General features: G+C 53.3%; 8 protein-coding genes. 6 read left to right on the top strand and 2 right to left on the bottom strand.

Features of this window, described 5'->3' with window-relative positions:
* Positions 1 to 552 precede the first annotated feature (552 nt).
* Positions 553 to 1680 (top strand): endonuclease/exonuclease/phosphatase family protein, encoded by a 1128-nt coding sequence (locus tag Q31a_RS16300; protein ID WP_145080036.1) that lies wholly within the window; start codon positions 553 to 555, stop codon positions 1678 to 1680.
* A 915-nt stretch (positions 1681 to 2595) separates the two neighbouring features.
* A complete protein-coding gene (locus tag Q31a_RS16295; protein ID WP_197355324.1) occupies positions 2596 to 3966 on the top strand; it encodes a right-handed parallel beta-helix repeat-containing protein in 1371 nt (456 codons plus the stop codon).
* Between the two features lie 172 nt (positions 3967 to 4138).
* Here the strand turns inward: Q31a_RS16295 and Q31a_RS16290 are convergent, their stop codons facing one another.
* Together Q31a_RS16290 and Q31a_RS16285 are read right to left on the bottom strand one after the other, a co-directional pair.
* The gene (locus tag Q31a_RS16290) at positions 4139 to 5620 is read right to left on the bottom strand and encodes a DUF1254 domain-containing protein (RefSeq protein WP_145080030.1); all 1482 of its coding nucleotides are present in this window, start codon (positions 5618 to 5620) and stop codon (positions 4139 to 4141) included.
* A gap of 68 nt (positions 5621 to 5688) precedes the next feature.
* Complete coding sequence (locus Q31a_RS16285; RefSeq protein WP_145080027.1) at positions 5689 to 7086, bottom strand: DUF1254 domain-containing protein; 1398 nt, start codon at positions 7084 to 7086, stop codon at positions 5689 to 5691.
* Between the two features lie 758 nt (positions 7087 to 7844).
* On the opposite strand from Q31a_RS16285, the gene Q31a_RS16280 reads away from it, so the two are divergent.
* The 4 genes from Q31a_RS16280 to Q31a_RS16265 all read left to right on the top strand — a co-directional run bounded on the left by Q31a_RS16280 (position 7845) and on the right by Q31a_RS16265 (position 14698).
* The gene (locus Q31a_RS16280) at positions 7845 to 8036 is read left to right on the top strand and encodes a hypothetical protein (protein WP_145080024.1); all 192 of its coding nucleotides are present in this window, start codon (positions 7845 to 7847) and stop codon (positions 8034 to 8036) included.
* A 96-nt stretch (positions 8037 to 8132) separates the two neighbouring features.
* The gene (locus Q31a_RS16275) at positions 8133 to 10721 is read left to right on the top strand and encodes a glycoside hydrolase family 9 protein (protein ID WP_145080022.1); all 2589 of its coding nucleotides are present in this window, start codon (positions 8133 to 8135) and stop codon (positions 10719 to 10721) included.
* 544 nt (positions 10722 to 11265) lie between these two features.
* Positions 11266 to 12126, top strand: coding sequence for a carbon-nitrogen hydrolase family protein (locus Q31a_RS16270; RefSeq protein WP_231690791.1), 861 nt, complete (start codon positions 11266 to 11268; stop codon positions 12124 to 12126).
* Between the two features lie 631 nt (positions 12127 to 12757).
* Positions 12758 to 14698 (top strand): right-handed parallel beta-helix repeat-containing protein, encoded by a 1941-nt coding sequence (locus Q31a_RS16265; protein WP_145080019.1) that lies wholly within the window; start codon positions 12758 to 12760, stop codon positions 14696 to 14698.
* Positions 14699 to 14725: the final 27 nt, after the last annotated feature.

Here is a 14725-nt window from a genome sequence, read left to right as displayed (position 1 = left end):
TTTCGAAGTCGGCCGACGTTTGAGCTGACCAAGTCGCCAACACGGACGCAGGGGAAGCTCATGGCCAAGGCGGTTTCCGCTCAGCCGATCTGCCTGCAGTATGTGGTCTTCGCTGAAGGCGTTCAGGGGCGATCGGTGCGATCCGACCGATGTTGCCGCAGCCCAATTCACAATTTGCTTGGAGCAAACGTCACAAACTTTGGTGGAAGACTTAGGGGATGTATGGCAGAAGTTGGAAGTGCTCAATGCCACCGGTGTTGCTGACTCTACCCAGTTAGCAAGTGGGGAGTGGCCAGCACATTCCGCACGGATAGTTTCACGGTTGCGGAGGTCATTGTAGTGCATTTCCCGAAGTGCACCCTTAGCGCTTGCATCTCCTACTCGGAGTAGAACCATAGCGTTCTTAGCTGGACGGTGTCGAAGTCGAAGGCATTTCAATGCCGAATTGAGGAATTGGAGGTGATAGGCTCGATTGGGCACCGTAGGTGCGGTTCTGTGAGTGGACTGAATCGGGCATAATTGTCTTGATTCTCACCTACCCTCGACGCTCCAATGGCTATTTCGGCTGGTCGCGCGAGATTCAAACTGGAGACCAGCGGTATGGAGTTGATTGGAAGCATAGCAGGTCGTTGCCTGCTCCTTGTGCTAGTCGTGATGACAGTCCTGCCGCTATGGCGCGTTGGTAGTTGGCCGGTAAGACTCTGCGACTTTTTTCGACTGCAGATTTCGGTTTTGGCCATCGGTTTACTGCTTGCGTTTCTCATCGTCGCATGGCAGACCGACTGGAGCTATGAACTTGGTGCCGGCGTCTTGCTGGCAGTGCTCATTGCTGGGTGGCAAATTTCACATTTCGTTCGATACACGCCTCTATGGCCCCTTGAGGTGAGTGATGCTCCTGCGGATGCCAGACCGATTCGTCTGGCAGTCGTGAATCTCAAGGTAGAAAACCAAGCCAAACAGAGCGTGGTGCAGCAGTTGCAAGACCTGGAGGTCGATCTACTGCTGCTGATTGAATTCAACGCTGCTTGGGCCGAAGCACTTTCAACGCTGGAAGACCAATATCCACATCGGCAGGGAGTTGAGCACGAAGATGGCGTCGGCCTGATGTTGTGGAGTCAGCTTCCGTTGGAAAACGCTGAAGTTCGCTACTTGGTTTCTGAATCTCGACCCTCGATCTTCACTCAAATTTCCGTTGACGAACATGCAATCAACTATGTTGGGCTGCACCCCTTGCCACCAGGTTTGCCGGATGACGAGGACGGGGGCCGGCATGACAGCAATGTTCGCGATGCAGAGTTGATGTTGGTCGCTGATATCGTGGCCAAGGATCCCGATGCGTCTTGGATTGTGTCGGGCGATTTCAACGATGTCGCTTGGAGCCGTACAACGCGGTTGTTTCAGCGCATCAGCGGTTTAAAAGATCCACGTGTGGGACGGGGGTTCTACAATACGTATCATGCCGAATATCCGTGGATTCGTTTCCCGATCGACCAGGTGTTCGTATCATCAAATGGCCGAATTGCAGAGATGGGACGATTTCATCCAGCGGGATCGGATCATTTCGCAATTACGGCCACAATCAGTTTCGTCCATCAGCCGGCGGCCAACCCCACCGCAAGTCCATCCGAACGGGAGGATGCGGAGGAGATGGTCGAGAAGGGATTGGAGGATGCAACCTGATTTAGCCCTCAGCTGAATGGCAATTGCACCACGCGTAGGTAAACTGGAGCAGCGAAGGATTGTCGTGCGAGTGGAGCAAGAGTCGCCACAGAGAAAGAGCCTGAAGGTGGAGCATCCAGTACGCGAGGAGCAAATGCAATCGAAGGCAAGTGAAGCCAAGGGTAAACGCCTCTTGTTGCGTTGCATCGATCATAGGTTGCGATGCGTCCCACTAGAAATACATCCAGCCGTGCTCTGGTACATGAGCTAAACTTGTAACTGAGAAGGAGTGTTTTTTTGGCGAGGCTCAACGAGAATGGCAATCTGCTTAAGGAATAGGGCGACTTCCCATCAGTCGAAAAATTCAACTTGAACGCCCTGCGTTGCTTGGTGAGTGGAACGAGGAAATCAAGCCGCACGAGAACTGAGATTAGTGCATCGGCGTACACATTGGGAAAAACGGAATGGTGCCCGGCATTTAGCTCAACTTGCAGGCGAGAGTTACTTTGGCCATCGCAACGCTCAACGTAAAACGTCAGGCGACTGGGAAGCGGACGTTCAGCTACCACGATTGCCCAATCCCCGGGGGGGCAGCCCCAACCAATCCGACACATTGACCCGCTTCAGGGACCATGCTGGCAGCTACCTGCAACGTGAGAGCAACGCGGTGCTAGATTCACTTTCGAAGGCCTCTTTGGTGATGGCTCGTCCAAGGATGAAATGCGACTTATCTTTGCAAGGCCAGCTCATCATGAACGCTTACCTGCCGGTTGTCTGCAAGCCTGCTGCGACTCGCGTCAATCCTCAACTATTCGGCTGCCGTGCGACGCCTGGCAGTTGCTCCTCACCGTTCGTATCAACCAACCCTAGCTAATCGTTACCGTAGGTTTCACGATGAATTATCATCAATGCCCTGATCCACAGCAAAGACATCCAATGCGTTCTCAGTTTACTTTCATCGGGTTATGGTCGGTGAGTGCAGCGCTTCTGGGAGCCGCGTTTTGTCAGACGCTTCGAGCTCAAACCCCGGTCGAGGTGTCAAGCTTGTCAGAATTGCGCGCGGCTGTGCGAGCAAGCGACCAAACAATTGTCTTGAAAGCGGGACGCTACACACTTACGGATCTTCCCGAGGGGGACAGGGAGTTTCATTGTGCGGGATCCAATAATATTATTGATTTGTCGGAGGTCCACATCACGGTTCCAGTTGGCGCCACGCGTCGTAGCTACATCACCATTTCAGGTGACCACAATGTTTTCCGGGGCGGCACGTTCGAGGATATCTACCAAGACGGCTTACAGGAGGTTGCGGATTTCAGCGATTACAATCAGAACCGCTCCACGTTGGCCAGAGGATTGCGGGGGAGCGCAGTTCTGACGATTACTGGCGATGATAACACCGTGTCCGACACGCATCTGACGATCCGAGGTTCCTTCCCCTACGGATATGGAAGCATCTATGGCATCGGTTCCGACAACGTGTACGGATTGGACAAGCGGTGCGGAATTTTGGTCAAAGGCAAACGCAATACTCTTGATGGCTGCAATCTTCAGCAACGGGCCTTTGGCCATGGCATCTACATGCAAAGCCCAGCCGACGAGACGGTCATCAAGAACTGTGTGGTGGAAGGAGTTCTACGCGCGAGCAAAGACCTTTATCTAGAGACTGACCCCAAGGATCTGCCAGCTAGATCGAATTACACCATCCCTACCAAACAGCGACGAGGTAGGCGTGTGGGGAGTGGAAGTCCTATTCCCAAAGACAGCATGATTCCACTTTCGGAAGATGGGATCCGAGTTTACAGCGGCGGCGGAAGTGTGACGGTGGAAAACTGTACCGTCGCAAGAATGCGAGGTGGGATACGGTTGTATTTGGCAAGTCGTGCCATCGTCAGAGATTCCAAGGCGATTGATTGTGGCAATACCAATTTCAATCTACCAAGCGGGGGGAAGGTTAGCGGATCGATCGGAAATTTTGCCTATGCACCATTGAGCGATTTTAGATTATCCAAGTCAAGGCAGGATGTCGAACTCACGATTCTTCCATCTCCTCACGCTATGGGGAGCCATAATCTTGCTGACATTCTCGGGAACAACCACAACATTGTCTTTCACCGAGCCGAAGGACCCCTGGACACAAACCTTCGTTCCATTGTGATCGAGGGCAATGGTTCTACGATCCTCAACGAAACAGAGTATCCCATTACCCTTCAATCAACGGCGAGTGGGAATACCGTTGTCAGTTTCGGTCCTGTAACCGATCTAGGAAGCGGCAACCAGATATCGCAGACAGCCCCACCCTCAAAATAGATGGGCATGAGTTTCATCATTCGTTGGGTGTTTGAGGCTGGGGAGGCAGCGAGTGGCCGTGCGGAGCGTTCCAACGTTGGTTGGCCCTTCCGCCCCCTATTCGCTGTTTCTGTCCCCTCTACTTGTGGCGTCGCGTCATCACTAGCGCTCAGACGAACGCTCTGACGAAGGACTACTTCACCTTCACGATTCCCGGTGGTGTCCAGGTACCATTGCCCGGTGGGAGTATGGAGGGCGCTTCGCTTTTCGGCCAGTAGAGCCGCATCACGAGGTAGGCTGTACCGTTGGGCGCGGGGAGCCAGTTGCTCTCTTTGTCAGCGCCAGGGCTGTCTTTCTGGATATACAGGGTCAGTGAACCATCCTCGGCGGTCTTCATGCTGGCGAGCATGGGCGAGTTGACCAGGTAGCGGTTGAGCGGGTTCTCAATCAAGAGTTGACTCTTGCTGTCATACATCGTGACAGACCAGAACGAGTTCACTGGCGGGAACTTGCCTGCGGGGAAGGTGAGCGTGTAATTGTGTTGGCTCGTCTCAATTGCATCACCGCTGTTATCCTTGCGGGTAGCTGGATACATGGCTTCGGCTGGGGCGTTTGCGTAGATGCCCGCCTTTGCCGTCGCGGCCAGCTTCAGCCAATCGCCATTGAAGGTAGCCTTGTCTCCGCCAGCCAGTCCGCCAACTTGCCAACCGTTCTGATTCTTACCCCCGTTGGCAACGAACGCGTCTACCTTAGCGGAGCCCGCCTTCATGCCACGCAGTACTTCCGCTTGGTGTTTGAGCGAGAGGTCTTTGAAGTGGAAAGTCTTACCAGGCCCGATACCGATGGTCGCAAGCCTGGTCCGGACCGCTCGGTTTTCAGCGGTCTCTGGCACGAACTCCAACGCTGCGTCGAGGTATTCGTAGAAGCTCTCTTTGATCCCCTTGGTCGTTGCTGGAACGAAGTCGATCTTCGGTGCGGCTGGTGGCGCGGGTTGCTTGAGAAAGGCGGACAGCGGCTGGGCCTTGTAGCCGGACTGCACCTTAACCACGTTTGGCATGTCGTCCGGGTTGAAGAGTTGAGTGCGGAAGATTGTCAGGGCGAACGGGGTACTCGATTGGAATACCTTTTGGATGCCCGCCGGTTTTTCGCCCTTCCAATCGGGGCCAACCGCCAGATAATTTCCAGGGGCGGTCCCAGTAGCGCGAGTACCAATGTAACCATAGATGTAAGTGTTTCCATCAACGAGTTGCACCGAATAGTAGCGTTCCTTGTCCACCGCCGGCACGGAGATCACCATGGGTTCGGCGCGCAGATCGAGCCAGAGCATCGAGTATGGCGTGTCACTGTTTGCCGTGACCACCGCAGTGTCCTTGTACGTGAAGACACGCGCTTCGTTGTGCATTTCGTTGAATGGCGCCTTGTATTGTCCCGAATCCTTGTCAACACAGAATTCGTTCATGACTGCGTAATTCATCACCAGCGGCAAGCCGTAGATGAAGGCTTCTTCGGCGATGGCCGCGGTTTCCTCGATCATTGGTGCTTCGACAGTTGAGGTTGGGTTGGCTTCAATTGGCTTACCGGTAGGGGCGTCCTGTTGTGCACAGGCGGTGAGTGGGATGGCGGCAATGAAACCCGCGATCGCTAGACGAGTAAGGTGTTGGATGGAAATGTTCATATTGGTTCCGTTCGATGTGCAACTGCTAGGAGTGGAGTGATGTTGAGTGTTGTTGATGGATTGCGCAGTTACTTCAGATGCTCCAATTTGGGAGCCTTCCAAGAGCCGTCCAAGGCCGATTGGGTCGGCCAGTAGAGCCGCATGTACATGGCGAAGGGGCCCTTAGGAGCAGGCAGCCAATTGGTTTCCAACTCTTTGCCGGGAGATTCATTTTGTACGTAAATCGTTACGCCACCATCGGCGTTCTTCTTCAACTGTGGCAACATCGGCGAGTTGATGAGGTAGCGGTTGATGGGGTTGGCAACGAGCAAGCTTGCTGGCAGCTCATACATGGTCAACGACCAAAATGCCTTAACGGGAGGATACTGCCCAGGTTCGAAGGTTAAGGTGTAGCGGTTGACACCCTCCAGTTTCCTTCCGGTCGAATCCACCTGATAGACCGGATAGATTGCTTCCTGCTTGGAATTGCCGTAGATGCCGATTGTGGCCAACCAACGCCCCAGGTAATTACCGTTCATATACTTGCGAGTGCCGAAGACATCTCCTGAGGTGATTTGTCCCTCTTGCAGCTTCTTTGCATCCGCTGCGAAATCCTTCCAAGCGTCGGCCCTGCCCTGCTCGATGGCGGCCTTCATTTCGGGAGATAGCGTGGTGGGGTCGAATGTCTTGCCTGCCTCGACGCCAATTTTTGCAAAACGCTGGCGAAGTTCCACCTCTGCGGGATTGACTGGGCAATAGCCCAATACAAAGTTGACGATGTTGAAGAATTCCAGAGAGGTTTTTTGCTCTTCCGTGGTGAGCGGCTGAATCCATTGGACTGTGGCCGCAGCTGGTGGAGCGGGATTGCCGAGAAACTGGGACAGCGGTTGCACTTTGTACTGCGATTGAATCCTCTTGACATTATCGATGTCGGCTGGGTTAAAGAGCTGAGTGCGAAAGGCCGCAAGAATGAAATCTGTCTCGGACTGGATGACTTTCTTAAAACCATCAGGCGTCTCTCCCTTCCAACTCGGCCCTGCAACAAGAATCGAGCCGGCATCGTTGCCGGTTGTTCGGCTACCTGCGTAAGCAAAATTGAACGTGTAGGCGTCGATGAATTGGATGCTGTAGTAGCGGTTCTTTTCGATTTCAGGCACGGAAATCACAATCGGTTCGGCTCGCAGGTCGAGTCCTGCCCATGAATAGGGCGTATCCGAGTTCGGGGTTTGAATTGCGGTGTCTGCTGGCGTGTAAACGTTGGGAATGTTCTTCAAGTGATTCCAAGGCGCCTTGAACGATGCGTCGTGTTGATTGACGAAGTAGGCGTATTGGATACGGTAGCTGTCCACGAGAGGATAGCCGTAGGTGTAGGCCTCCTTGGCGATGACGCGGGCTTCGTCAGGTGTTAACTCCGCCGCTTGCCCTCCAGGGCACAGACCAGCGGTGAGAGCCAACATTATTAGGTGGATCGCGAATTGAAACTTCATCAGGCTAGGCTTTCTCGATGGTCGTGTCGTTGGAGCTTCGATGTTTTGTGCTACTCGATCGCGATTTTTGGCAATGGGTTGGATGGCATAGGAAAATCACGCTGCGCATACCAGATTATAGATCGGGACTGGTGCTTGCCGCTATTGCCACTATTGTCCATTTCAAAGATATCGTTGGATTTCAAACGATTAACGAAGTGAACGATCATCAGTTCGTCTGACGCCAAACCGGGCGGCGAACCGATTGTTTAGCGTCTGCCGCTCCACTTCCCACAACGGTGGTCGTCGGAAAGTTCGGAGGTGATGCAGACGTCGAGTTACCGAACGTCCGCAGCAGGTATACAGTCAAACGCCAGATAGCGTGCCGTCCAACGTGTTTCATCGCTTCCTGCTTCGCTGAGCTGCAAATGGCACGGGTGTGAGAGTGCGTTGAAAGAGAAGGCAGCCTACTGCCGCAGCAGTCTGGTCCTACCGTTGAAGACCACGCGATCGAGAGTCGCACTAGGGAGTACGTGTTGATTTCTGAGTTGAATCGGCTGGTTGTTTGGCCCGGCCTTCCCAAAGACTATTACGCGTCAGGACGAGGTGTTTCCCGAGCGAATGGTGGCAATCTGCCATACGTGTCCTATCGAAACTCTGAACCCCTGAACCCATCGAATCCATTTACGATGCAGCCGGGGGAAGCTGCTACCGTTGCCATCGCTGTGAGCGGCAGGTGCAAGTTAACGCATAGATTGCGGATTCGATTGGACCGCAACGTGCCTCCGGATGTCGTTTGGGTTACGATCAATGGTCGGAACGTGGAGATGCATTCCGGCGAGGACCACTGGTTGGTCTCAAGTGCTAGTCTCAACGACGAAGCAACGAAGCAGGTTGTGGTTGTCGGGCTGACCCAGGGCACCAAGCCCGTCCAATGGTTGGACGCAATGATTCGCGAGTCTGAGCAATAGATCCGCCCACCACGTTCGAAATGCTAGATAGTTCCGTCACGTCGAACGTGTAGCTGCTAAGACGCTACCCCCCTGCTGATACTGAGGTAATGCTAAATGCGATGCATCGGATTGATCTTCATTCTAACCTTGTTAGCTAAAATGGCTGCGGCGGATTCACCCGTGCTATTCCCGGAACTACAAGGGAAATTCCCGATCCACCAGCCTGACTACTCCGGAGTTGAACAAATTCTGGTTCTGTCGAATAAGTGGGTGGTGATTGCCACCAAAGACCTGCAAGAGGTGATCGACGAGATCAACAACCTGTCCGACAATGCTTTGCAGAATGCCGTCGCTACTTGGGAAGCATCCTCGACGGCGGGCAAGCCTGATTGGAAAGCCTATCGTGAGCGTTGGTCGATTCGAGATAGCTACATTGCGCAAGCGCGAGAAAATGTGGGCGAGCGAAATTTAGATACCGTGGACTTCTATTCCATCTCGAGCATAGACGATCCGGCATACGCCAAAGACGCCGTCCCCACGCGTGTTACCCGATTACTCGTCCCGTTGGGTGGCCCGGAAGTCGAGGGTAGTCATGAGATGGACTACGCCCACTACTCATACCTCGAATTGCCCCATGCCATGCAAAGCGGTAGACACTATACCGTTTCACTGGGCAATCAAAAATCGGTCAACTTTCTCTATGATATCCAACACACGGTTTCCCGGGCGATCAAACTCAACCAAGCTGGGTATATGCCATCTGCGAAGCACAAGTATGCATACCTGGGGTGTCACCTGTTTGAGTTTGGCGCCATGGATTGTACCCAAGCGACGTCATTTGAGGTCATTGACACGGACACCGGAAAAGTTGCTCTTCGCGGTAGTCCAACATTGCGTAATCGGAATCAACGCTTCTTAAATCCTGATGGTACAGATTCGGAGGAGAGGGCACTGCTGTCAGGTGAAGATGTCTATGAGATTGATTTCGGTGCACTCGAGCAGGAAGGCAATTACTTCATTTCTGTTCCCAACATCGGTCGCAGCTGGCCGTTTCGGCTCGCCCAAGACGTCTATGGTGAAGTCTTCTATACCAGCATGCGGGGAATTTACCATCAACGCGCAAGCTTTGAACTCGAGCCGCAATACACTGCGTGGAGTCGGCCACGCCATCACACGAGCCCCATTTACGAATCTGAAGCAATCAATGGACCAGTGCATGGTGGTGGCTTTACAGATGTGAACGGTATCGATCCCAATCAGTTTGACATCATCGGTGGCAGTATTGATCGTTCTCGCTCCACGACCGATGTCGAAGGCGGCTGGTACGACGCTGCCGACTGGGATAGAAACAGCGCCCACTATGTGGTCATCTTCGACATGCTGAGCGTCTTCGAAGCCTTCCCGCATAAATTTACTGATGGGCAGTTGCATATTCGAGAATCTGGGAATGGGATTCCCGATATTCTTGACGAAGCCGAATGGGGGCTGCGCATCTGGCGTTATAGTCAAGATGAACGTGGTGGCATTAGTGGTAAAGTGGAGACGTGGACACATCCGGAGATTGACGCCGACGTGGACTACGCCTTCGCGCAGCGTACCCGCTGGACTTCACTGGTGTATGCCGCTGCCGCCGCACAATATGCGCAACTCATCAAGCCTTTTGATAATGCTCTGTACCAGCTTTATCGCAAATCCGCTGAACGCGCCTACCAATTCGGTACTGCTCCACAGAATCGGTTGATTGATATTGAAGTCCATGGCAAGGCCAATCGGGGAACTGGCGATGCATTTAGTATCCGTTGGACCGAGGAAGATCATCTCAGCTATCCCTATCTTTGTCACGCAAAACTGCGTCTTTATCTGCTGACCAAGGATGCCGAATATCTGGCCGATTTGGAGGCCTTTAGTAAGGACGCCCATAAACCGTTTAGTCATCGTTTTAGCCATCGGGACTGGTCGGCTTGGATTTACTACGACATCGTCAACAGTGATCTGAAGGAGAGACTTGCGCCAGAATTCGTGGAATACTGGAAAGACCTATTCCTACACGGTCCACCTGTAGGCAGTGGCACCAATGGTCTGGCATTTGTCGGGGAAAACCTGATTGAAACCACAGAACGGATGCCCTATCGAAATTCGATGCCAATGACCTTCGACCGCTATGGCTGGGGGGCGGCGACCACAACAAACTACAACCGAGCCGCCTTTATCGCTCATCAGTTGACCAACGACGAACGGTATGCAGACGTTATGCGTTATAACGCAGATTTCGTATTCGGCGCGAATCCCATGGGGATGTCGTGGACGACTAGCATCGGGTTTACTTACCCGGTTCATTTTCAACATGCTCATAGCGAAGACGATGACATCATTGACCCCGTCCCGGGTATCACGATTTACGGCATAACCGACGGCCCTCGATTCCACCAGTTTCGCAATAACGTGTGGGATTCTCCTGCGGCAAACGAAAGTAGTGTTTCATTTATGAAGCAGGAGAATCGATCAATTCCTGCATTCAGACGCTGGGGCGCACATCCCATGTTGAATACTGCTAAATGCGAGTTCACGGTCCACGAAACGATGTCGTCAGTCCTATTTACTGCGGCCGCTTTGATGCCAGAAGGCTGGACACCCTCAGCGAGATTGATGCAATCTCAACCTAAACGCCAACAAGAACTCCTGGGATACTGGTACCTACCTTAAAGCACGGCAACGGATAGAGGCATCAGGCCGCACTAGAGATAGCTTGCTGCGATTGGGAGTGCAACTGTTCCAGGAGCGGTGCGCTGTGGCGTTGCCTGCAAGCATCGCGTTTCATCCCTCACGCTCGCGAGCTGTCGAGGTGTAGCGAGTGCGATGCGATGCGGAATTCTAGCTTGATGGCACCAAAACTACGGGGCACATCCCCTTGCGGAACGCCGGCAGGTCCAATTGCCTCAAGGCGATGTATAGATGAGCTTCATCCATGACATTACAGGGCGGAGTGCATTGGTCGGTCGCAGGGAAGCCTGCTTACCAGTTCCGTATTCTTGTCTCACGTAGCTCCGAATGCATCGCAAATCGCGTGCATCAGGAAGATTTCTCATGTTATTTGAGCGGCTGCTACTCTTTGTGAGTACCGTACGAGGGTACCCGAGTTGGATACAATGTGTCTCAAGTTCTAGTTTCCGGGACAGGCTAGAGAAAGACGAGTTTATTCGCACAACAAATTGCGCCTCATCTCCATCCGAAAGGATCTCCACTGACGATGAAGATCACACTACCGAGCATCATGAATTATTTGGGACTGAGCACGGCGATTCTGTTGTGCTTAACTGCGGAGGAAAACTGCATGGGCCAAACGCACGAAGTGAAAATTGCGATCGCGCAAATTCATTGCATCGACAGTGATCGGGACGGAAACTTCGTCCGCATCGAAAACGCGATCGCTGATGCTGCGAAACAGGGAGCTGAGATCGTTTGCTTTCCTGAAACAGCCATCTACGGTTGGGTGAACCCTGCTGCACATGAACTAGCACAACCGATTCCCGGCAAAGACTTCGAGGTTTTGGCGGCACTTGCCAAACAGTACAAGGTTTTTCTAACGCTTGGACTGGCAGAGAAGGAGGGCGATCGCCTTTACGACACGGCCTTGCTGATTGATGACGACGGAAATCTATTGCTGAAGCATCGCAAAATCAACACACTTGAGCATCTCCTAACGCCCCCCTACACGCGTGGCAGTGATGTTAAAACCGTGGAGACAAAGTTTGGACGAATCGGGATGCTGATTTGTGCAGATACATTTGATGCGGCGGTCGTCGATCGCATGAAACAAGAGAAACCGGAGCTCCTGCTGGTGCCGTATGGTTGGGCCGCCAACAAGCAGGACTGGCCCAAGCATGGCGTTAGTTTGAAGAACACCATCGCATCCGCGGCCACCACCATCGGCTTTCCGCTCATCGGTACCAACCTGGTCGGTTGCATCAGTCAGGGGCCGTGGACCGGAATGATCTACGGTGGGCAAAGCTATGCTACGGACCAGGCTGGCAAAGTGATCGCCCAAGGGAAGGATCGTGACCGTGACATCATGGTCTTTTCCGTGACTACGACTTCGACGCAGCAATGACAGCGTGCCGATGCTCTAGATCTTGGCGCCCACAAGATACTGGCGGTCATGAACCAAATTTGTCGTTTCCAATGTTTGGCGCAGCAACACCGCCTGCTTCCTCGACGCATTTTTCAGGTGGTGTAGGAATCTGCCTTGAGGCCCAACTTCCACGACGCAAACCGTTTGCCAGCGTTGCGGTCCAGTCATAGGCTTGCCTACAGTTTGCAGATGGTCGGGCGGCTGCGGATGGACACAGACGCCCAGGAAGGGTGAATGATAGCGGCGATGACCAGCGGCGAGGTCTTGGTGTATGACAGGGGAACGCTGGCTGATTCGTAGCCGAAGAGTACTGCCTATTGCTCCAATACGACGCATGTGGGCCGACTGTCTTCCTGCAAATCGCCCGCTTGCCAGCTGGGGCACTCATGTATAATTAGACATACCGGCAGCGACATCGCGGCATTGATTGAAGCCGGTGTGAAGCCGCTGCAGGACTCCATCGACTTCGGAAAGAGTTATCCGCTCTAGGGCCAAGTGCAATTATCCGTGCCATTAGAGAATCTAGAATCGCCCCATCCACTTCAACGCCATCCATGTGGCGTCGAAGTTACCTTGAATCAATCAACGACCAATACGGAATTCGGCCGAAATGAAAACGCTCCCCCTCCTGTTTACGCTGGCCGTTCTTTCCGCTTTCGTCGGTCGCGCCTATTCGCAGCAGGCAGCGGCGGCGACGGGCGCTGGTGAAAACACTCTAGTGGCAACCGATCAACTACGACTCGGGAAGTTGTTGGAAAAGTCTAAGGGGAAATTGGTCATTCCGGCAGGTAAGTATGAGTTTGGCGGCACGCTCGACATCGATTTGACCAAGTTCGATGGGCTATCGTTGAAAGCGGATGGTCCGGTGACTATCACGATGAAGGCCGCTGGTCCAGCGATTCGCATCACCGGCAGCTTGGTTGGTCGGGCGGATCCGGATCAGATCAAGGAACACACATGGCTGGAACGGATGCCACTCATCGATGGCATAGGCATTATCGGCGATCATCCCGAGGCCGATGGCATTGAGTTGGTGCAGACCATGCAATCGATCATCAGTCGCGTTCACATACGAAAAACGCGGCACGGAATCATACTTAGCAAACGAAACCGAAATGTCGTGATCTCAAATGTGCATCTGTACCATAATTCGGGTATCGGACTTTATCTCAACGAAGTTGATCTACACCAAATCAATGTTGGGAACTCTCACATCAGCTATAACACGCAAGGCGGAATCGTCGTGCGCGGGGGGAATGTTCGCAACTTGCACATTACCGGTTGCGATATCGAAGCCAACATGCCCAGCGATCCAACGCCGACCGAATCTGGCAACCTTTTCATCGACTGTCGCGAAAGTGGTTCGGTGGCGGAGGTCGCCATCACCGGCAATACGATTCAGCACTTTGCACATTACCATCCTCAAAAGCAGGCACCCGGCGGAGCAAACATCCGTATCGCTGGACGTGGCGATTTTCAGCCGAACATGATCACGATCACTGGCAATGTGATGAGCGACACGCACACGCACGTGCATTTGCAGCAAGCCAGTGATGTGACCGTGATTGGGAATACCTACTTCACGACCGAACCTACCGATGTGTTGGTGGAAAACTGCCAGAGAATCATCATTGCCAATAGCGTCATGAACCCGCGCGAGGCCAAGGGGACGGGACAAGTTGTCTTAAAGAACTCCTCAAACTGTAGCGTGATGGGGTTGATTTGCCACAACCTACTGGCTGGTAGGGCGGCCATCTCATTGGAGAATTGCCGCGACACCCGCATCAGCGAGTGCGTGATCTCAGGCTCTCGCAATGGGATCCAACTTGACGGATGTCAGAATTGCAGTGTGACCGATTGCACCGTTTCCGATCTGCCACCAGAGGGACTGGGTGTCACTGGAGAACTCGAAGAAAACAGTATTCGGGATATCACAGCATCACACCTGCAAGTTGATCCGATCGTCGATTCCTTGGAAGGGGAAATGCGGAAGCAATGGCGATGGTTGCGAGAAAACAAGGACGGTTGGAAGCTAACCGACTCTGCTCTGCAGGTTCTGATCGAACCGGGAAACATGTGGGGCAAGGACAACGATGCGAAGAACGTCCTGATTCATCCGATTCCCCCTGCGTGGCAGCACTCTGTCGACATTAGCGTGCAATTGGAACAGCATCCGCAAAAGCGTTGGGAGCAAACCAATTTGGTTTGGTATTACAGCGACTCCTTAATGGTGAAGATTGGATTGGAGTTGGAACATGGCGAAACCAATATTGTCATGGGACGCGAAGAGGGGGACCGAACTCGAACTATCGCTATTGTTCCCTACCCCGCCAATACAGTGCAGCTGCGTTTGGAGGTAGAGGGGCTCGAACTCCGAGGCTTCTATCGCGAACCCGGTGAGCAAGACTGGAACGCGGTTGGAACCGCCACACTGCCAGCCGATTCGGCCACGCCTGCGCCGCAGGTCAGCCTGCAGTGCTACATGGGCGAAGCCGGCTCAGATCGTTGGGCTAGTTTTAGTCAGTTCAAAATGTGTCCTATCGCTCGTTGACGCGCATCGTGAAGTGGTTAACCGGCA

The organism is Aureliella helgolandensis (assembly GCF_007752135.1).
Lineage (GTDB): Bacteria > Planctomycetota > Planctomycetia > Pirellulales > Pirellulaceae > Aureliella > Aureliella helgolandensis.
Note: the sequence above shows the minus strand (reverse complement) of the source record. Positions and strands in the feature narration are given on the sequence as shown.